General features: G+C 68.1%; 13 protein-coding genes and 5 pseudogenes. 7 read left to right on the top strand and 11 right to left on the bottom strand.

The window, feature by feature from the left end; translation table 11 throughout:
- Positions 1 to 92 precede the first annotated feature (92 nt).
- Positions 93 to 4253, bottom strand: a complete 4161-nt coding sequence (locus ABZS71_RS28430; RefSeq protein WP_356214672.1) for a tetratricopeptide repeat protein — start codon at positions 4251 to 4253, stop codon at positions 93 to 95.
- A complete protein-coding gene (locus ABZS71_RS28425) occupies positions 4250 to 4693 on the bottom strand; it encodes a hypothetical protein (RefSeq protein WP_356214670.1) in 444 nt (147 codons plus the stop codon). Before ABZS71_RS28425 ends, ABZS71_RS28430 begins: the two co-directional genes overlap by 4 nt.
- 762 nt (positions 4694 to 5455) lie before the next feature.
- On the opposite strand from ABZS71_RS28425, the pseudogene ABZS71_RS28420 reads away from it, so the two are divergent.
- The 6 genes and pseudogenes from ABZS71_RS28420 (at position 5456) to ABZS71_RS28395 (ending at position 10930) form a co-directional block, all read left to right on the top strand.
- Positions 5456 to 6648, top strand: a pseudogene (locus ABZS71_RS28420) (IS3 family transposase).
- A gap of 64 nt (positions 6649 to 6712) precedes the next feature.
- A pseudogene (locus ABZS71_RS28415) lies at positions 6713 to 7045 on the top strand (integrase core domain-containing protein); the annotation flags it as partial.
- Positions 7046 to 7360: 315 nt separating this feature from the next.
- Entirely contained in the window at positions 7361 to 8629 is a 1269-nt protein-coding gene (locus tag ABZS71_RS28410; RefSeq protein WP_356214668.1) for a hypothetical protein, read from the top strand.
- A gap of 347 nt (positions 8630 to 8976) precedes the next feature.
- Positions 8977 to 9741: an AraC family transcriptional regulator gene (locus ABZS71_RS28405; RefSeq protein WP_356214666.1), complete on the top strand. Its 765-nt coding sequence runs from the start codon at positions 8977 to 8979 to the stop codon at positions 9739 to 9741.
- A complete protein-coding gene (locus tag ABZS71_RS28400; protein WP_356214679.1) occupies positions 9656 to 9973 on the top strand; it encodes a helix-turn-helix domain-containing protein in 318 nt (105 codons plus the stop codon). The genes ABZS71_RS28405 and ABZS71_RS28400 overlap by 86 nt, the downstream gene beginning before the upstream one ends.
- Positions 9974 to 10765: 792 nt before the next feature.
- The gene (locus tag ABZS71_RS28395; RefSeq protein ID WP_356214664.1) at positions 10766 to 10930 is read left to right on the top strand and encodes a hypothetical protein; all 165 of its coding nucleotides are present in this window, start codon (positions 10766 to 10768) and stop codon (positions 10928 to 10930) included.
- Between the two features lie 12 nt (positions 10931 to 10942).
- Here ABZS71_RS28395 and ABZS71_RS28390 read toward each other — a convergent pair.
- The 6 genes and pseudogenes from ABZS71_RS28390 to ABZS71_RS28365 form a co-directional block, all read right to left on the bottom strand.
- Positions 10943 to 11422 (bottom strand): annotated as a pseudogene (locus tag ABZS71_RS28390) (ISAs1 family transposase); the annotation flags it as partial.
- A gap of 117 nt (positions 11423 to 11539) precedes the next feature.
- Positions 11540 to 13312, bottom strand: coding sequence for a reverse transcriptase/maturase family protein (locus ABZS71_RS28385; RefSeq protein WP_356214662.1), 1773 nt, complete (start codon positions 13310 to 13312; stop codon positions 11540 to 11542).
- Positions 13279 to 14379, bottom strand: coding sequence for an ISAs1 family transposase (locus ABZS71_RS28380; protein WP_356214660.1), 1101 nt, complete (start codon positions 14377 to 14379; stop codon positions 13279 to 13281). The genes ABZS71_RS28385 and ABZS71_RS28380 overlap by 34 nt, the downstream gene beginning before the upstream one ends.
- Before the next feature lie 158 nt (positions 14380 to 14537).
- Positions 14538 to 14759, bottom strand: a complete 222-nt coding sequence (locus ABZS71_RS28375; RefSeq protein ID WP_054237256.1) for a helix-turn-helix transcriptional regulator — start codon at positions 14757 to 14759, stop codon at positions 14538 to 14540.
- Positions 14759 to 15250 carry a DUF2975 domain-containing protein gene (locus tag ABZS71_RS28370; protein WP_356214658.1) on the bottom strand — a complete coding sequence of 164 codons (492 nt, stop codon included), beginning with the start codon at positions 15248 to 15250 and terminating at the stop codon, positions 14759 to 14761. Before ABZS71_RS28370 ends, ABZS71_RS28375 begins: the two co-directional genes overlap by 1 nt.
- A gap of 265 nt (positions 15251 to 15515) precedes the next feature.
- Positions 15516 to 15885: pseudogene (locus tag ABZS71_RS28365) on the bottom strand (transposase); the annotation flags it as partial.
- An 81-nt stretch (positions 15886 to 15966) separates the two neighbouring features.
- On the opposite strand from ABZS71_RS28365, the pseudogene ABZS71_RS28360 reads away from it, so the two are divergent.
- Positions 15967 to 16576 (top strand): annotated as a pseudogene (locus ABZS71_RS28360) (HNH endonuclease family protein).
- 275 nt (positions 16577 to 16851) lie between these two features.
- On the opposite strand, the gene ABZS71_RS28355 reads toward ABZS71_RS28360, so the two are convergent.
- From ABZS71_RS28355 to ABZS71_RS28345, 3 genes are all read right to left on the bottom strand, one after another.
- A complete protein-coding gene (locus ABZS71_RS28355) occupies positions 16852 to 17358 on the bottom strand; it encodes a hypothetical protein (protein WP_356214656.1) in 507 nt (168 codons plus the stop codon).
- A 198-nt stretch (positions 17359 to 17556) separates the two neighbouring features.
- Positions 17557 to 18105 carry a hypothetical protein gene (locus ABZS71_RS28350; RefSeq protein WP_356214654.1) on the bottom strand — a complete coding sequence of 183 codons (549 nt, stop codon included), beginning with the start codon at positions 18103 to 18105 and terminating at the stop codon, positions 17557 to 17559.
- A 38-nt stretch (positions 18106 to 18143) separates the two neighbouring features.
- Entirely contained in the window at positions 18144 to 18803 is a 660-nt protein-coding gene (locus ABZS71_RS28345) for a hypothetical protein (protein ID WP_356214652.1), read from the bottom strand.
- Positions 18804 to 19061 lie beyond the last annotated feature (258 nt).

Raw genomic sequence — 19061 nt, 5'->3', positions numbered from 1 at the left:
GCACACCGGCCGAAGTGTTGAGTCAGTATCACGCCGCCCAACTCGTAGCGTAGAACGACAGCAATCAGACTGTCCGGAAAACGCAGGGCCCCTCACATGCGGCGCCGGGCGGGTCGGTGCATCCTGTCGTACGTCTGTTCCGCGTCTTTGAGGTAAGCGGTGACCAGACCGGGGGTCTGCTCGGCCAGGGCGCGCAGGATGGTGAGGGCCTCGGTGATGTGCTCCCGGGCTTGCGCCTCCGCCCTCCCGGCCTGCCAGTGGGTTCGGGCCTGTGCGTACAGCGAGACGGCGAGGCGCAGTCGGTGTGCGGTGGAGTCGGAGGACACAAGCCGGCGGCTCAGGATGACCGCCTGGTCGGTGGCCTGTGCGGCTTCTTCGTGTCGCCCGGTCTCCGTCAGACGCAGGCCGAGGTGGGCCAGTGCCCAGGGCACCTCGCGCTGGTGGACCTCCGGGTTCTGCGCGGCGATCTCGTCATAGACGCGCACGGCGTCTCGGGTCATCGCGAGGGCCGCTTCATGGTTGGCGGCGTCGGTAGCGAGGTGGTGGCCATAGACGATCAGCAGGCTCGCTCGAGCGGCCTGTGCCTCCTCATCCGTTCCCAGGGGCAGGTCTGCGGCCCGTGCGAGGAGGGGCAGGCCCTGCTCCGGTCGGTTACTCTCTGCCAGGTGCGTGCCGAGGCTGGCCAGCGCCGCGCTCTGCAGGCGCTGGCGCACCGGGCCCAGCGTGTCGTCGGGCAGGTCTGCGGCCATGTCTGCGGCCGTGCGCAGTATGTCCTCGGCCTCGGGCTGGCCGTGGACGTGCCGCTGGATGCCGAGCGCGCACATGGCCCATACAAGCAGGGACCGGTGGGCCGCATCTGCAGGAGGGGAGTCGCCCCAGACCTTGACCGCCTCTTCGGCAACCGGCAACGCCTCGCCGTGGCGGCCCGCCTGCGTCAGCGCATACATCAGGGCCAACAGGTTCTGGGCTAGCACCGGCCGGTGCTGCGAATCCTCGGCCACCAGCTCCCGGTAGATGGCCGCCGCCTTGCCCAGTGGACCCGCCGCCTCGCCGTATCGTCCCCGACCGGCGAACGTGACTCCGAGCAGGGTCAATTCTTCGCCGTAGCACGTCAGGTGGGCCGCGGGGTCACGCCGCACCAGGGTTGCCCGGACCCGCAGCGTCTCCTGTACTGCCTCTGGCACCTCGTCGGTACGTCCCAGGACAACGAGGAGCAAGTGGCGGATGGACAGGGCCGTGACGAGCTTCGGCTCGTAGGCTTGCGGTTCCTTGGGTATCAGCTCCCGGTAGACGTTCACCGACTCCTCGACGGTGTGCAGCGCCTCCTGTGGCCGGTGCAGGTCGGACAGGCACACCGCCCGGTTCGCCAGCGCTGTGGCTAGTGTTCGTAGAGCTGCGTCGGCCCGGGGCGTGGCCGTCGCGCGGCGGCTGATTCCGATGGCTTCGTCGAACATCTCAAGGGCCTCGGCACGGTGGCCGAGGGCCTTGAGATGCAGGCCGAAGGTGTTCAACGCCGTACTCAGGGCGGCGAGATGGGGTCGCGGGTGCTGGTCGGCCAGGGTTCGGTAAAGGTTCACGGCCTCCTGGGCGGCCTCGAGTGCCTCGTCGCCGCGGCCCGCCTGTGCCAACTCGTTGGCGAGCGTGTTCAGCGCCATGGCGAGGTCGGCCCGGTGCGCACTGGGGGTCCTCGCCGCGATGGGTCGGTACAGGTCCACGGACTCCTGAGCGGCCGCCAGGGCCTGTGGGGCCCGGCCCGCCTTCTCCAGCTGGCATGCCAGGGTGTTCAGACTCATGGCCAACGGCTCCGCGTAGGCGCTTTGATCGCGTTGGGCGAGGTCCCGGTAGAGGTCGACGGCTTCCTCGGCCGTGGCCAGGGCCCTGTTCTGGTGTCCCATCTCCTCCAAGTCGATCGCGAGGGCGTTCAGGCTGCAGGCCAGGGCGGGCTGGAAGGCGGCGGGGCGCTCGCGCGCCAGCTCGCGCCGGATGTCCGTGGACTCTTCAGCGCACCGCAGTGCCTCGGTATGCCGAGCGGCGTCGCCCAGACATGAGGACAGGGTGCCCAGGCTCATGGCCAAACCGGCACGGTGGGCGTCCGGACGGTCCTGTGCCAGGGTGCGGTACAGCTCGGCGGCCTTGCGCGCTTCACCGAGCGCCTCGTGTAGGCGGCCGGTCTGCTGCAGACGGACGGCCTGATTGTTCAGTGCGGTCGCCAGGTCGGGCCGGAACGCGTCGCCGTGCCGGTCGACCAGATGCCGGCGTACCGCGATGGCGTCCCGGCTCGCGGCCAGGGCCGCGGGCAGCCGACCCAGTTCCCCTTCAGTATTGGAGACGGCGTTCAGGGCGTGCGCCAGTTCGGGCAGGGACGCTCCACCGTCCCACTGGCCGATCCGCCGGTAGAGCCGGACGGCCTGGTGAGCGGGGAATACCGCCGCCTCGCGCCGCCCCGATGCTCCCAGCGCCACGGAGATGTTCAGCAGGCATGCGGCGAGCTGCACCTCGTAGGTGCGCGGATCCTGGCGGGCGAGGGGTCTGAGCAGCCGTAGCACTTCACGGGCCACCTGGTACGCCTCCGCCCAGAGCCCCGCGTCACCGAGTCGGCAGCACAGCAGACGCAGTTGCCCAGCAAGGTCGGGCAGACGCGCGGGGTCCTGTGCGGCCCACTCCCGGTGCAGCCGCACCAACCGCCGCGCCAGGTGCAGTGCGAAGTCCGCCAGCCGGTGGGTGGGGCGCGGAAGGTGTCCGGCGAGCCGGAGCAGTTGCATGGAATCCGGGTCAGGGGCATCGGCCAGTTGGTGCAGGGCTGCCAGCAGTGGGTCCGGCCGTTCCACATGGACGGCCACGTCGATGGCCGCCGTGGCCAGCATGTCCGCGTGCCGGACACACAGCTGTGTGAGGCCTGCGTCCAGATGGCCGCGGTGAGCGGGATGGCCGGCGGCGCGTGCGGAGACGGTCAGCAGGCGAGTGGCCTGGGCCTCGCTGGCGCCGTCCAGCAGCCGTTCGGGCAGTCCGGGGTCGCTGGCCAGACATCCTCCGACGAAGAACTCGGCGAGCCGGTCCGGGTGGAGGCTGCCCCAGACCTGCGTCCGGTCGGGCGGGGGATACAGCTGGGCGATCCATTCGCTGAGGGTGCCGAGGGTGTCCGGACTGTGGTGTTCCAGGCCCAGCACCCGGGCGAGAAGGGCGCGGGCCTCCTTCTGATCGTGCGCGCCGCAGAGGAGCGCAGCGGCCAGCGCAGTCTCGACGGTCTTGGTCCGGCTCACGCCCGACGCCTCACCAACGGCTCGCCAGTAGGCTCGTTCGTGGCTCAGCAATCGCTCCTCCGCCGACCCGGTCGCGGCGGGGGATGGCGGCGGGCGGTCATGGCTCTCGTCGTCGGCTTCCACGCCTGCGTCCAGCAGGTCGGCGAGGGCGGTCATATGCAGGGTGAGTGCGCACTCCATACCCGGGCGTTGTAACCGCTCCGCGGGGAGGGCCAGCACGCGCGCCGTCAGCGCCGACCAGTCGCAGCCCTCTTGCTCCGGCACCTGCGACAGGGCGCCGGCCAGTGCGTCGATGGCCTGACGATAGGCGTCGATGCGGTCGGCGACGCGCGGCTCCAGCGGCGGCAAGAGCGTGCCCGCCACCGAGTACAGGTCCTCGATGCGGGCGCGGTCCTGAAACTCCGGCCACCAGTCGTTGGCGGTCCGGGCCAGCAGCAACACCTTGAACGGTGTCGTGTCCGGGCTGCGCAGGGCCGCACGCAGCAGGGCGAGCAACTGGTCCGGACGCGTTTCCGCGTAGTCGACGACCACGACTATCGGGCCGGGCGGGCTGCTGAGCACCGCCAGATCGGCGACCGCAGCGTGACGGCCGAGCCAGAGGACGTTCCAGTCTTCCTGAAGCAGCTCGTCGGTGAAACGGCGGGCGAGCCGGGTCTTGCCCTGCCCACCTGGCCCGTACACCAGGTGCACGCCGAAGCCCGGTTCGGCACTCCAGGCCGCCAACTCTTCCAGCACTTCCACGCGGCCGCGGAAGGGGACCACCGCACGGTGTGCCTCCAGCAGTGCCGACGGGGACCGGGGCGTTCGGGTCCTGCCGACCAGATCGTCCCATTCCAGCCACCTCTGCTGCAGGTTCGGACCCGGGGGATGGAAGGTCAGCGTGTTGTTGTGACCGGTAACGACGGCAAAGGCGTCACCGCCTACCGCCACGGAACCCTCTCCGATCGCCTGCACGGCGGTGGGCCGCAGCAGGTTCCTCCACCATGAGGTCACGCTGAGCCTCCCTCGTCGCCGGTGTCGGCGAAGCCGACGTTTCCACCGATGGCGATGCTGCGCTCGCCCAGCGACCGCACAGGCCCGGCCGGCTCTCCGCCTGTGCCGCCCGACGGGACGGGCGGCACGACGGCGGGATCCACAGGCCGCGCGCCTTGGCGTCGATTACCGGTGACGGCGCAACCGGCGCTGCCCCTGACCGCGATCGAGTGGGCTCCGCTCGCCTCCACCGGGCTGCCGCCAGACGGCGCAGCTTCAGCGCGGTGCAGGCTGAAGAGTGACACCACCAACCCGGCGAGCCCGACGACCGCCCCGATGACGCTTGCAGCCTGGTCGGCGGTGTCCAGGTCCGCCATCAGCGCCAGGACTGTCAGCCCCACCGCAGTCAGGCCGCATAGCACCGCCACCGCCGTAACAACCACTTTCACCCTATCCGTCATGTCATCATCTTTCCGGCTTCTCGCCCGGCAGAGAAGTAATACGGCCAAGTGCCCATCACAAGGAACCCACCGGTTATTGCTCAGTCGCAAGCTCAATGACCGCATACACGCAATCCGGGCAACTAGTGCAAATCGCCGAACACCGCGAGGCCGCACTCTGGGGCCTGGTCCCACTCATGGCGTCACGAACCCGACGCTGCCCGTACCCGCCTGGAGCACGCCCCGGCCCTCTACCAGCAGCACGGCCCCTACGACCGGACCGGCCCGAGCCTGTGCAACAACAGGCCGCCCACTGCGCCCGCCAAGCCCTGGCCGTGTACCGCGAGACAGCAGCCGATCAATACCTCCCAATCGACGCCCTAACCCTTCTCGCCCGCCTTAACCGGGAAGCCAGCCACCACGCCAGGGTCGAGAGCCACCTCGCCGACGCCACGGCCCTGCTGGGACACACCACCCCTCCCTCAGCCAAAGCAGCCATTCACTTCGAACAGACCACCCTGCTGCGAGAACAGAACAGCCACGACCAGGCCTTGAACGTATTGGGCGTGCGAGGCACTCCAGCACTCCACCAGCAACCGTCTCGGCCAGGCCCTGGCCTACGACGGCATCGGCCAGACCCTGCACGCTCTCGGACACATGACCGAGGCCATCGACTTCCACACCACATGGCCGCCCGCATCCTCCGCGACTTGAGCTGACCCCGGTTTCGTGGAGTCCCTGAAGCCAGGCTTATGATCCTGGCCCGAAGGAGAACCACGAGCAGTGCCAGCACCACGTAAATACCCTGACGAACTCCGCGAGCGGGCCGTCCGCGAGGTCCGCGCCACCGGCCGCCCGATCGCGCACGTCGCCAAGGACCTGGGCATTCACAAGGAGGCCCTGCGCGGCTGGGTCCGCCAAGCCGAGGCGGACGCCGGCGAGCGGGATGACCGGCTGACCACAGCCGAGCGTGAGGAGCTGAGGCAGCTCCGCCAGGAGAATGCCGAGTTGAGGCGGGCGAACGAGATCCTCAAAGCGGCGAGTGCGCTTTTTGCCCAGGAGCTCGACTGTCCCCGGACGAGGCCGACCAGGTGATCGACAGCCTGAAAGAAGACGGCTTCGGGGTCGGGCCCGTATGCCGGGTGCTCGGCTGGTCCGAGTCCGCCTACTACGCCCGCAGGAAACGGCCGAAGTCGGCCCGCCGACTCCGCGACGAGCAGCTGATGCCGCTGATCGAAGAGATCCACGCCGAGTCGGGCGGCACCTACGGGACCCGCCGGATCACCCGCGCCCTGCGGCGCAAGGGCGTCGACGCGGCCCGCTGCACCGTCGAGCGGCTGATGCGCGAGCTGGGCCTGCAGGGCGTGATCCGCGGGCAGCGGCGGCGGACCACCGTGCCGGAGCCGTCGGCGCCCCGCCCGCCGGACCTGGTCGACCGCGACTTCACCGCCACCCGCCCCGATCAACTCTGGGTGGCAGACATGACATACGTGCGAACGTGGTCGGGCTGAGCCTATGTGGCGTTCGTCCTGGACGTGTACTCACGGATGATCGTCGGCTGGCAGGTCGCAAACCACATGCGGACCAAACTCCCGCTAGATGCACTGGAGATGGCGCTGTGGAGACGGAGGATCAAGAAGGACTCCGGTCTCATTCATCACAGCGACCGCGGGTCGCAATACGTATCGATTCGGTACACCGACCGGCTCGCCGATGTCGGCGCCTCCGCGTCGGTCGGTTCCGTCGCGGACTCGTACGACAACGCCATGGCCGAGGCGCTGAACGGCACCTTCAAGGCCGAGCTGATCGAGATGCAGGGGCCCTGGCGAGACGTCGACCAGGTCGAGCGGGCGATCTTCCAGTGGGTGACGTGGTACAACGAAGAGCGTCTCCACTCCGCGCTCGACTACGTACCGCCGGCCGAGTACGAACGGGACTTCTGGCGGAGCCAGGAGCAAGTCCCGCAGTCCGCCTGAAACAAGATCACCGGACTCTACGAAACTCGGGGCAGCTCAGTGGAGACGCCAGATCAAGAAAGACTCCGGCCTCATCCATCACAGCGACCGCGGCTCGCAATACGTATCCATTCGGTATACCGAGAGGCTGTCCGAGATCGGCGCCGCCGCCTCGGTCGGCTCGGTCGCGGACAGCTACGACAACGCGATGGCCGAGGCCCTGAACGGCACTTTCAAGGCCGAGCTGATCGAGAGGCAAGGGCCCTGGCGGGACTTCGACCAGGTCGAGCGGGCGATCTTCCAATGGGTCAGGTGGTACAACGAAGAACGGCTCCACTCCGCCCTCGACTACGTACCTCCCGCCGAGTACGAACGCGACTGGTGGCGACAACAGGAAGCCACCCCGCAGTCCGCCTAAAACAAGATCACCGGACTCCACGAAACTCGGGACAGCTCACATTCTCACGCCGACCACCACTAGGAGCCACGGGGGACGACCCCCGGGGGGCTGCGCCGGTCAGGAACGCGCGAGGCCGGAAATCCGGCCTGCCGCGCGGGCACTCGCCCAGTCAACCCGTCGGCTCGAATGGGTGATAAGCCCATGCTGGGTGCCCACGATGGGCATCCGTCGTGACCTAACTGGCCGTCACATCATCATGAGCCGGGGGACCACCGTGGATTTCCCTCCGTCATCAGCACAGCTTCACGCCAGCTGCTGGTCGACCCGGACTTCGTGCAGGCCGTGCTCCGCCGCAACTTCTCAGCGGTCTTCGCCATGGCCAACCGGGCGGGCATCGGTTCCTACCGCATCGGTGAAGCCTGCGGGATGAAACCCGGCCGCGTCAGCCAGATCGCTCGCGGCGACGGAGCGGTGGCCGCCCTGGAGACCATCGAGCGGATCGCCGACGGTTTGCGCATTCCCGGTGCCCTGATCGGGCTTGCTGAGCGACCCTGGGAAGACACCGCCCACATGCCCAGCACGGGATTCGACGATGGAGAAGACCCCATGAAGCGCCGTGAGCTGCTTCGCGGCGCTCTCGCCGCAGGACTGACCGGCACCGCTCTGGCCGTCCTGACCGACACCCGCGAGTCATTCGACCACGCCCTGGCCGCCCACACCCCGGCCGATCTGCCCGACCTGGAGGCCGCGGCAGAGGCCTACGGCTACGGCTACCACGGCCAGGCCCCGGCCCGCCTCCTGACGGACCTCGTCAGCGACTTCGCCACCCTGCGGCCCCTGCTCGCCACCCCGCAGCCCGCCGGAATCCGGGTCCGGCTGTGCCGGACAGCCGGCCAAATGGCAGGCATGACCGCAATCGTGCTCCACGACCTCGGCAACAGGCGCGAGGCCCGCAGCTGGTTCACCACCGCCGCCCGCGCCGCCACCGAATCCGGCGACCCGCAGCTGCACGCCTGGGTCCTGGCACGCACGGCGATGGTGCCGCTGAACTACGGCGCCCCGAAAACGGCGGCCGACCTCGCCGAGCAGGCCCGCCACACCGCCGGCACCGCCACGACCACCGCCGCGACCCTGGCAGCCGCCGTCGCCGCCCGCGCCTACGCCCTGTCCCACCAGGACGAGCAGGCCCGCGACGCGCTCGCCGAGGCCGACCGACTCATGAACCGGCTCGACAGCGGCCAGCGGGCCGACACCTGGCTGACCTACGGCGAGCAGAAACACCACGTCCACCGGTCCCACGCGCTGACCACGCTCGGCGACAACCAGCGGGCCCACGAGAGTCAGGCCCGGGCCCTGGAGCTGTCCGCGCCGACCAGCAGCATGACCCGCACCCTGGACAACCTCGACGCCGCCGCGTGTGCCCACCACGATGGCGACACCGAGCAAGCGTGCCAGCGCGCGACTGCCGCCCTGACCGCCCTCCCCGCCGACTACCGCGAAGGGCTGGTCCGCACCCGCGCCACGGACCTATACCGGTCGATCCCCGCCCAGCACCACCACCAGCCCGCCGTGCCCGAGCTGCGCGACGTCCTAGCTGCCTGAACGTCACCGCCATGCAGCCCACCCCCGGCCGGAGCCCGTACAAGGTCGCGGCCGGGCCTCGCCGCAGCTCCTGGTATCGGCCGCTGACACCCGGGCCGGAGGGCCTCAGCCCGCCCCGAGGCTCGCCCCGCGGACCGGGGCGGTCGAACTGGGCAACTGCACTCGTCCTTACCCGCAACCTGCGGCGGCACCTGGACGCCGCCGTCGCCGCAGCCCTCCAGCCCGGGAAGGTGAGGCAAGGCCGGATACGCCTGGTGGCTGCGTGAGGTGATGGCCGAGCACCGGATCTTCACGACGACCGAGGTGGAAACGACCGCACAGACCAGGCAAAGAGGGGGATGGGCTCAATGCTGGAGAACGTGTTCGACAGTCAGGATCTGCCGGTGCTGGACCGGGTGGATGCCTGGCGTGACATCACGGCAAGCTCGCTGATACCCAATGAGTTCACCATCGACCGCGCAGCTGAATTCCGGGCCTCGCTGAAAGCCAGCCACCTGGGCGGGGCACAGGTGACTGCCCTGACCTACGCGTCCATGATGTCACGACGGACACCGCAGCTGATCCGCCAGTCCGACCCCGAAATGTACGCTGTGGGGCTCATCCTCCGCGGACAGCAAGCCATCATCCAAAACCAGTGCGAAGCGCCGCTCGGAGCAGGCGATCTCGTGGTGTACTCCACCTCCCGCCCCTACGCAGCGGTCGTGGAGGCCGGGCGGGACACAGCGGCCTCCGTAGTGGTACAGATCCCCCGAGCCATGGTCCCGCTGTCGTCGAACCGCGTGGACCGCATACTTGCCGCCCGGGTGCCAGGACGCGAAGGTGTCAGCGGCCTGCTCGCCGGCTTCCTCACCCACGTGGCCACCGACACGGGCCCCTACCGGCCGGCCGACGGCCAAAGGCTGGGCAGCGTCCTTATCGACCTGGTCACCGCATGGCTGGCCCACCACATCGATGCCGCAGACCAGACACCCGCCGAGACCCGCCAGCACATGCAGTTCCTGGAGATCCAGGACTTCATCCGCCGGCATCTGGGCGACGCGGAACTCTCCCCTGCCACCGTCGCTGCCGCTCACCACATCTCGCTACGGACCCTGCACCGCCTCTTCCGGTAACCACACCCACGGCGCCACGGTCGCCTCCTACATCCGCCGGCAGCGCCTCGCACGCGCGCGACGCGACCTCGCCGACCCGTGCCTGGCCACGCGACCTGTCCACGCGATCGCTGCCCGCTGGGGCTTTCTCCGCCCTGCCGACTTCACCCGAGCCTTCCGCACCATCTACGGCTCCACCCCCACCGAATACCGCCATGGAATCTTGCGCGCAGATGCTGGCGTCCATCGCTAAGCATCTGGCACGCACTGCTATCCACATGTCAGCAGCACCCGGGAATGATCTGGGCAAGAAGAGATGCGCCCGTGCATGAACCGACCGGCGTTTCCGCGTACTCGCGTGGTCCGGTGACGGTCGGCGGAGCGCAACGGAAGAAAAATCGCCACCTGTGCGCCAGCCGCGTCAGGTGCCGCCCTACGACCCGAAGGGGGAACGAATGCAACCGAATGTCTTGACGAGGACACTCGTCAGTGTCACTGCCGTCGCCGGGATTGCCGCCGGGACCCTGGCGGTGGCTCCGGCCACCGCACAGACCCTGTCGTCCCGCAGCACCACTGTCCAAGCAGCGCAGCAGTGCCGAAACGCATACGTCTCGACCACCGGTGCCTGGGGCAGCGCACGGATTTGCTGGACCAACCTGGGCCACAACTACTACAAAGCCAGCGCCACGGGCACGGTGAAGGACACCAAAGGTGACGGGAAGCGCGCGGCCTTGTACGTCCACACCTGGGACTCCCACGGACATTCCTACACACCTCGTCTGGCCTTGGCCACGAAGCATGGCCAGGTCAGGTACGGGTCCTGGTCGAGCTCAAAAGTGAAGTGGGGCGTCTAGATCCACGTCTGCCGGGTCGACCGCTTCAACACCAGCTACAACTGCAGCAGGGACGGCTGACGACGGGCTCACCAGACTCGCGTTACTCGTACTTCCCTCCGCTCGCGCTGCATCCTCGAAGGACTCGGCCACCGTCAACCGCAACGCCAGGTGATCCAGCGGCAGCCGGGCGGGGCGGGATGATGTCCGCCATGACCGAGGCAGCCACCACTCCCGTCACCGCCCGCCGGGCCTACGGCACCAGGGCCCGGCTCGCCGCGCTGCGGCCGCTGTTCAAGGCCGAGCGGCAGCGGGCGAGGGCATTGTCGGCGGCGCCGGAGTGGGACTGGGACCAGGGCTTCGGCGTAGTCGCGTGACGGCCGTTTTGATCATGTGAGTCCGAGGAGGGCGAGAGGTCGGCTGGCGTCGCGGGCGTTGTGCCGGAGGCTGGCGGCGATACTGCTCTTCCCGGCGAGGCGAAGGGCGCCGATGGCGAGGTTGCGCCAGGTCGCCATGGCGCGGGGTGCGGAGCCGGTTCGCAGCTGGGAGGCGTCCTCGGCGAACGTCACGTCTCGGACGTGGTGCAGGGCTTCGATCTTCCAGTGGCTGCGGATCAGCCGAGCGAGCTCGGCGGGTGTGGCCTGTTCCGCAGTGAGGCTGGTGGCCGCGTAGACGGTCTTGATGCTGACCTTGCCGGTCTTGCGGTCCATTCGGCGGCGTTTGAGCTGGATGGCCTGGCGGGCGCCGGGAAAGAGCAGGCTGTTCGCCGTGCACACCTTCATGCGGCGGATCTCACCGCGGCCGTGGCCGGTGTCGTGGGTGCGGCCCTGCAGCGGGATCTGCTTCCAGGGAAGGGATTTGAGCTGCTTGTGGAGCTTCTTCGTAGAGTCAGCCGCGCGGCGCGGTGCCCTCGGTGGGGTCGTTTCCGCGCGGCTGCTCCCCGAACCGGACGTGCGAGTTTCCCCGCATCCGGCTCTCCAGTGGTGCTACTGAGCGATCGGCTGCTCATGAATCTCGGCGTGGCAGCGGTCGCAGACGATCAGGGTCTTCCGTCGTCTGGTCCGCATGGCCTCGACCCATCGGGGTGCGGCCGTGGAGCTGTATCGGTTGAGGCCGGAGAATCGCCTGACGTGGTGGACGGTGATCCCGTCGTGCGACTCGCACAATTCACAGATGCCGGCGGTCAGCCGGGCGATGAGCTGGCGTCCCTTTCTGGTCGGCCACGCTCCGTCGATGATCGGGCGGGCGTGTGTGCGCCGACGCAGAGGAATGCCGCCGAACCTGGCGGTGAACACCGCGCCCGAGGGTGCGCGTTGGACCGCTTCGAAGCATCGGCGTTTCCCGAACGGGGTGTCGACGGTGCTCTTGAGACGGTTTCGCATGACCCAGGGTGGGCGGCGGTGCTTGGCAGCCAGGGTCGAGAACATCGACCGTTCCATGTACTGGCGGAGCTTGTTCAGCCAGTTGATGTTCCCTGCCATCTGGAAATACTGGACGTAGCCGCGGTATTCCATCCCGAACGTGGCGACGATGTTGTGGTCGCTGGTGCGGATCAGGTCGTTGCGGATCAGAGGTTTGCCCTGTCCGCGCTGGTAGGCCCGGCATCTGGTGTTGACGGTCTCCGGCGGGATGCCGAGGGCGATGGATCCGTTGAGGACTCGTCGTCCCTTCGTCCGCCAGGTGTCGTTGTGCTTGGTCCAGATGTCGTAGCCGAGGAACCGCGCCTTGTGGGTGCGGGCGTGTGTGATCAAGGTTTTCTCGGTGGAGAGCCGGAGTTTTAACTCGTCGTGCAGGAACACGGCGAGCTTGTCCTTGATCTCTTCGGCTTCGGCCTTCGGACCGACGAACCCCAGCAGGTGATCGTCGGCGTATCGGACATACCTCAGCCGCCGGTAGCCGGGGTCGTTCACGTCGATGCTCGGAATCGACTGCTGGATCTTGCGCAGCGACCGCACCTTGGCGCGGTCGCCTTTGCGTCTCCAGTAGCCGATCGTCGCAGTGACATTCGCGTGCTCCCGGTTTCTGCGGCGCGTGGCGCCCCGAGTGAAGGCCGGTACCAGTTCCTCTTCCATGAACCTGTCGAGACGGTCGAGGTAGATGTTGGACAGGATCGGCGAGACCACTCCTCCTTGTGGTGCACCGGAGTAGGTAGCGTGCCAGATCCAGTCCTCCATATATCCCGCCCGCAGCATGTCCGAGACCAGGGCCAGGAAGCGTCCGTCATGGATGCGTTCGGCCAGGATCGCGAGCATGACCTCGTGGTCGAGACTGCCGAAGCAGTCGGCGATGTCGCCCTCGATGAACCAGGTGGTGCCCGTCCATGTCGAAGCGATCTCGTCGAGCGCGGTGTGGCAGCCCCGGCCGGGGCGGAAACCGTGCGACCTGGACGAGAACTGCGGTTCGTAGTACGCCTCCAGCAGGAGACGCACCACCTCCCCGACCAGTTTGTCCGACCAGGTCGGCAGCCCCAGGGGCCGCAGACTTCCGTTCTTCTTCGGGATGTGCACCCTCCGAACCGGGGAGAACCGGTAACGCTCGGCCTTCAACAGGCCGATGATTTCCCGAATTCTTCCCAGGCTCATCCCGTCGGGTGTCTCCCCGTCGACCCCGGGCGTCATCGCTCCGCCGTTGGCGTAGATGCGCCCGTAGGCCATCAGGAACAGCTGTTCGCTGAACAGCTGCCGATACAACCGTTCCAGAGACAGACCGCGTCTGCCCCTGTCGCTCAGGACACCGAGCACTGTGTCAGCGCTCTGCATTTCGCATACCTCCCCGGTGTCGCCGGTGTCCGTACCACCTGTGCCCCTTCGCCCTGCGAGCGGCTTTCCCGCTCTCCTCGGCCGGGCGTGACTCCGGCGACTACTACGGGCACTCCGTCACCGCCAGCCGTACTGGGACGGTGATCCCACGTTCGTCTCTGACACACGATCAGCGCGGCCCAGGCGCCCCATTCATCTCCTTCAATGCCCTCGTTGGGCATCGCTCCCGCCGCGAAGGTTGACCAGGGCGAACCAGTACGTCCCCGGTCACGACGGGCACCGGTTTCAGGTGCCGTTCCGGTCGCAGTAAATTGCTGCCGCCGGAGATTGGGGTTCAGGCAGTCAAGCTTTCGCCATACCGCGCGGGTCCCCCGGCGCACCGCCCCAGGCACCTGGGCCCGGTCGCCGGTTTCCTGGCATGCTGTGGTCCCCTTCACCTTTCGGATCCAGGTCAGCCATCGGACCCAGCAGACCTCCCTTCGAGTCTGTCCCGCCTTCGGCGGGGATGTGTCAAAGCGCCTCGTGGCGCACTGGTTCCCTTTCGCGATCACGATGTACTGCGCGCCTCGGCCGAGCAGGTAGCTGGCGTGCTCGCGCTGGGTGTGCATGGCGTCGCTGGTCACGACCACGCCCGCCAGATCGGCGAGGGTCTCCAGCAGAGGCTGGAAGCAGGTGATCTCGTTGGTCTTCTCGCCAACGTCGAGTTGGGCCAGGACCAGGCCGGAGAGATGGTCGCAGGCGGCTAGTAGATGAATCTTGCGGCCCGTGGCCCTGGCCGCTCCGCGCAGGGTCTTGCCGTCGACCGCCACTGCGTGCAGCCGGCCGTCGGCCCCAGCGCGCCGGTCGGCCAGCCAGCGGCCCACCGCCCGGTCCAACGCGTCGCCGTCGATGCGGCCCAGCAGCCGACGCACCGTCGCCTCCGCCGGCAGGCACCGCTTCGGGGACAGCGGATCGGGCTGTACGCCGAGACGCTCTAGGACGGACGGCGGGGCGTCGGTGATCCACTCACCCACCGCCAGCAGGGAGGTCGCCCCGGCCAGAACCGCGCACGCGGTCAGCGCAAGCATGACGACCAGAGCGTGCCGTACGCCGCGCGGATCGCGAGGGTCGGGCACCTCGGCCAGAGCTCCAGCAGGCCCGGGATCTCCCCGGGCACGGCCCCGAGATGCTCACGGAGCTGGTCAAAGGCAAGCGGGATCGGCGATGACGCGTCGGCAGGCACGGTTCATTCGCCCGCGGTGTCCTCGGCCTCCCAGCGAAGCAGGTCGCCTGGCTGGCACTTGAGCACCTCGCACAGCGCGGCGAGCGTCGCAAAGCGCACCGCCTTGGCGCGGCCGTTCTTGAGTACCGCCAGGTTGGCGGGCGTGATCCCTACGCGGTCTGCGAGTTCGCCCACGGACATCTTCCGCCTGGCCAGCATCACGTCGATGTCGACGGCGATCGGCATCAGATCACCTCGTCCAACTCGGCCTGCATCTGCGCCGCTTCGACGTCGCGGGCGACGGCCTGGGCGAGCAGCATCCGCAGCACGAGCACGATGAGCGCGACTCCCAGGATGGCCACGCCAATCCCGCCCATGATGAGGGTGACGCCCGGGTCGTCCCGTTGGCCGGGCGCATTCAGGGCCGTGACCGCGAACCACACGAGAGCAGCCGCAACGATCGCGCCGATGATGACGTCCACGTACCGGAAGGCGGCGTGGGAGAACACGGTTCCGCGTCGCACCATCGTTACCAGTCGCCATACACAGACCAGGGCGACCTGGGCCGTCCCGATGCCCAGGATCGTGATCATGCGCAGCGGGGTCAGCGGGAGCGACCCGTCCTCCGGGTCACTCCCGCTGACCAACGCCCACACCATCAATGCCTGCACGAACACGGTGCCGGTGAGCACCACCACGAGCACGGCGCGCAGCGCGCGCACTGTCAGCTTTCCCATGACCCATCCTTCCATCGAGTTACGATGGAAATCTATCGAATCTCGATAGGTTAAGCAAGGGCTGGGTCGGAGGGCGGGCGGCGGTTTCGCACCACGGCGGGATGCCGGCGCCCCCTCCCGCGGCATGGCGCGATGCGAAGGTTTTCGATCTTGCCGAAGTCGACCTCGCTTAGCCACAAATCGGACGCCATACGACTACGCCGAAGCCTTGGTCAACTGACGCAGTGGGCCCGAGCTCTGCTCAAGCAAACCGTTAGCTTGATGTTTAACCTCGCTGCTGTTTCAGGCGGACGTGTTCTGTGAGGGTTTCGGTTCGTTTCACGGTCTTGCCGGGCTCGTGTCGTGAGGCTGGCCTGCGGTTCTTCGAGCCAGGTGGGCGGCCTGGCCCGGGCCGGGAGGGTTTCGGCACGCAGGCGGGACAGGTGGTCTTCACGCGGAGGTGCCGGAACCCCCGGCGAACCCGGGCAGGGGTGAGCCGACGGGGGCTCGGCGGGCCGCTCCCAAGGCCGACGGAAGTCCTCGGCGAGGGGTCGGGCGAGGCGGAGCTGGGTGTGGGCGGCGATGATCAGCCAGGTCCACAGGTCGGCGGTCGCGGGGTCGCGGAACTTCGGGACGGCCCAGCCCAGAGTCTGCTTGAGTCATCTTCCTGTTGTCCTCCATCAGCCTCCTCGCGGTCCCCGATACGACTGTGCCAACCCCGAACGAGGAGGCACGGCATGGGAAAGCTCAGGTCGCTGGTGGTGGGCGTCGCAGCAGTGGCGGCTCTGGCCGGCTCAACCCCCGCAGCGTCGGCAGAGCCAGACGCTGTGACCACGACGCTGCGGCAGGCAATCGATGATCTGCCGATCGCCGACGAGTCCCGGGACGGCTACGAACGTGACAAGTTCAAGCACTGGGTGGACGCGGATGGCGACGGGTGTAATACGAGGGCCGAAGTGCTGATCGACGAAGCTGTCGTTGCCCCGACACTCGGCCCACGGTGCACCATCAGCGGCGGCCTGTGGTACAGCTACTACGACGACACCGACCAGGCGAACGCCCGCAGCCTGGACATCGACCACATGGTGCCGCTCGCCGAGGCCTGGGACAGCGGCGCGTTCGCATGGTCGGCGGGGGAGCGACAGGCATACGCCAATGACCTCGACGACCCCGGCGCCCTGGCCGCCGTGACCGTGAGGGAGAACCGCCAGAAGGCGGACCAGGACCCGCGCGGAATGGCTGCCCTCCAACCCGGAGGCACGCTGCCGATACATCACCGAATGGACCGCGGTGAAGACCCGCTGGCGTCTATCCGCGGACGACAGGGAGGCCACAGCCCTCGAGTAGCTCGCTACCGCATGCCCGGACCAGGAGCTCACCGTCGTCCTCGCACGCTGACTGCGACACACCGTGCGCCCCAGCCTCACCCGGCGGGGGCGCACGGTGTGGACTGCCCCTTGCTCCTGACCACCGCCATCGGCTGCCACATCAACTGGCGGCATCCGGGGCCGCCCGCTCCAACAGACACCCCCTGTGGGCGGCGGGGGATCTGGTCAACCCGCCGCCAGCCGCAACCTGCTGTGACGATTCGAATCGTCGAGCCCCCGCGGGTCAGGGGCGCTCTACGAGATCGCCGACGGTGTGTTGCCACCGATCCAGTACAGCGCGGTCTCGAGGTCGCGGGCTGTGCAGCCATCAGCCTGTTGACCACCCTGGCTCAGGAGCGTGTCCAGGAGATTCATGTAGCGGCCGTACCGCCCGGGGGCACGGGACAGCGTGAAGCCCAGGGTCTGCAGGGCCTGCTGGACTCGACGATCGTAGACGGTCATCCGCTGAGGTGCTGCCGCGGTCAGGACTGCGGATGCCGGCGCGTCACCGGTGCGGAAGCCGGGCAGCTCCCACACAATGCCTCGCCCCGCCTGGGCCGCTTCTGCGCGTGACACACCCGTGTCGCGGGCCGCCTGCACTGCGCGAGCGGTAATACAACGGACGTCCATGTCCGGCAGGGACATGAGCTTCGACACCCAGGGAGTCTGCGCAGACAGCCGCTTCCACACGACGAGTGCCCCGATGTCGGTCTTGCCGAGGCAGCCCGTGGCCTTTGCTCGTTCAGCGACCTCCCGGATCACCTCGTCCTAGTGCGGCGAGGTCTCGGACAGGTAGGACGCACGTGCCCTGGAAAGCACTTCCCATATCCAGCCGAAGTCTGCTGCACATTCTGCCACCGGGTCCATGATGTCTCTGAGCTCCTTTTCGTTCCCTTCCAACTGGCTCAGCCACCCCCCGACTACGTGCCGGCCTCAGCGAGGGCCCGGGCGGGTCCGGAGTTAGCCGAGAGAGGCGCCGAACTCTCCGCCTTCAGCTTCCGTCTGGGTCAGTTGGACCTTTCCGCGGTGGGAGACTTCCACCTGGTAGAACTTCTCGCCCCGCGGGACGCCGTCGACCGATACGTCGAACAGGCAGATCCCGCTCTCATCCGTGGATGTGCCGAGATGACCTGTGGCCGCGACGTCACCGGCTGCGTCGTAGACCGTGACGGAGGTGCCTTCGGCGATGTCGTCGTAGCCGCTGCCGCCGCGGCAGCCGTCCCCGGCGCTGACGACCTCGTCAGTCAGACTGAAAGTGCCGGTAAGCGTGAATGTTCCGGGCCCACTGTGGCTGAAGGCGGTGCCGGCCCATACGGCGCCGACGGCTGATGCGCCGATGACTGTGCCCAGGATGCCTGCGGCGAGTGGAGTGAGGCGGGCCCGGGCGGGAGGCTGGCCGGGCACGGGGGGTTCGGCGGGTCGGGGCGGCAGGGGTGTGGCGGGTTGGGCGGGTTGGGCAGGTTGGGCAGGTTGGGCAGGTTGGGCGGGTTCGGGCGTGCCCTCGATCATGGTCCTTCCCTTGCTGGGTGTGGTTGGCGGGCTGGCGGTTACTGGATGGGGCCGGTCCAGTGGGGATCTTCAGCGAGGAGGTCTGTGTCCTCATTCATGCGGGTGACGGTCACGAGCACCTGGGTCCCGTACTGCTTGTCGAGGACGCCGTCGCTGTTCTTGGTGTCGGAGACGCCGGGTGCCAGGCGGCCGGTGATTTCCTTGGAGCCGATCTCCCAGGTGGTCAGTTCCGCGTCGCCGCCCTTCGTGGCACCTTGCGCGTTGACGCTGAAGTCGTCGAGGTCGATCGGCTTCTTGCTCTGGTTGTCGAACTTGATGTTGATGCGGAAGGCGGTCTGGGCGCTGTCGGGCCGGGTGTCGTACTCCGCGAACGTGGTCACTTTCTCGATGCGGGTGACGGTGACCTTGAGGCCGTCGTGGTAGCGGAAGGTGTCGCCGATCTTGAGTTCGGTGTTGGGGGCGTTGTCCTCACCGGCGTCGTCGGCGCAGTTCTCCATCCACTCGGCCTGGGAGAGGCCGGAGTCGGGCCCGCAGTCGGCGTCGCTGGTGTCCTTGTCCTCTGGGGCCTTGGTGGTCTTCCCTTCTGGTCTGCTGTCTTCGGCGCGTTGAACGGTGCCCTGCTCGTGGCTGCTGCAGGCTGCGGTGAGCGGCAGCAGCACGGCGGTGAGGACTGCGGCGGTTCTGATGCGGACGTTCATTGGACCCCTTGGGTTGAGTCTGGCATGTGAAGGACTTGTGAGGGGTCTGTATGGTTGCGCGCTCAACCGAATTGAGACAACGTCATGGGTGCAGTACTCGCTGGACCGTGCTGCTGCGTGAGTGAAGCGAACAGCGGGAGCGCCACCCCTCGGGTGAGCCGGCGATCTGGGGACAGCTTCGGCCCGGGCCTTCCCGCCCCCTCGGTCCGCCACCGGTTGCCGATCACCGTTCTGCGACGGACCGCCTCTCGCCACCGC

The organism is Streptomyces sp. NPDC005393 (assembly GCF_040606675.1).
In the GTDB taxonomy this organism is placed as follows: Bacteria; Actinomycetota; Actinomycetes; order Streptomycetales; family Streptomycetaceae; genus Streptomyces.
Note: the sequence above shows the minus strand (reverse complement) of the source record. Positions and strands in the feature narration are given on the sequence as shown.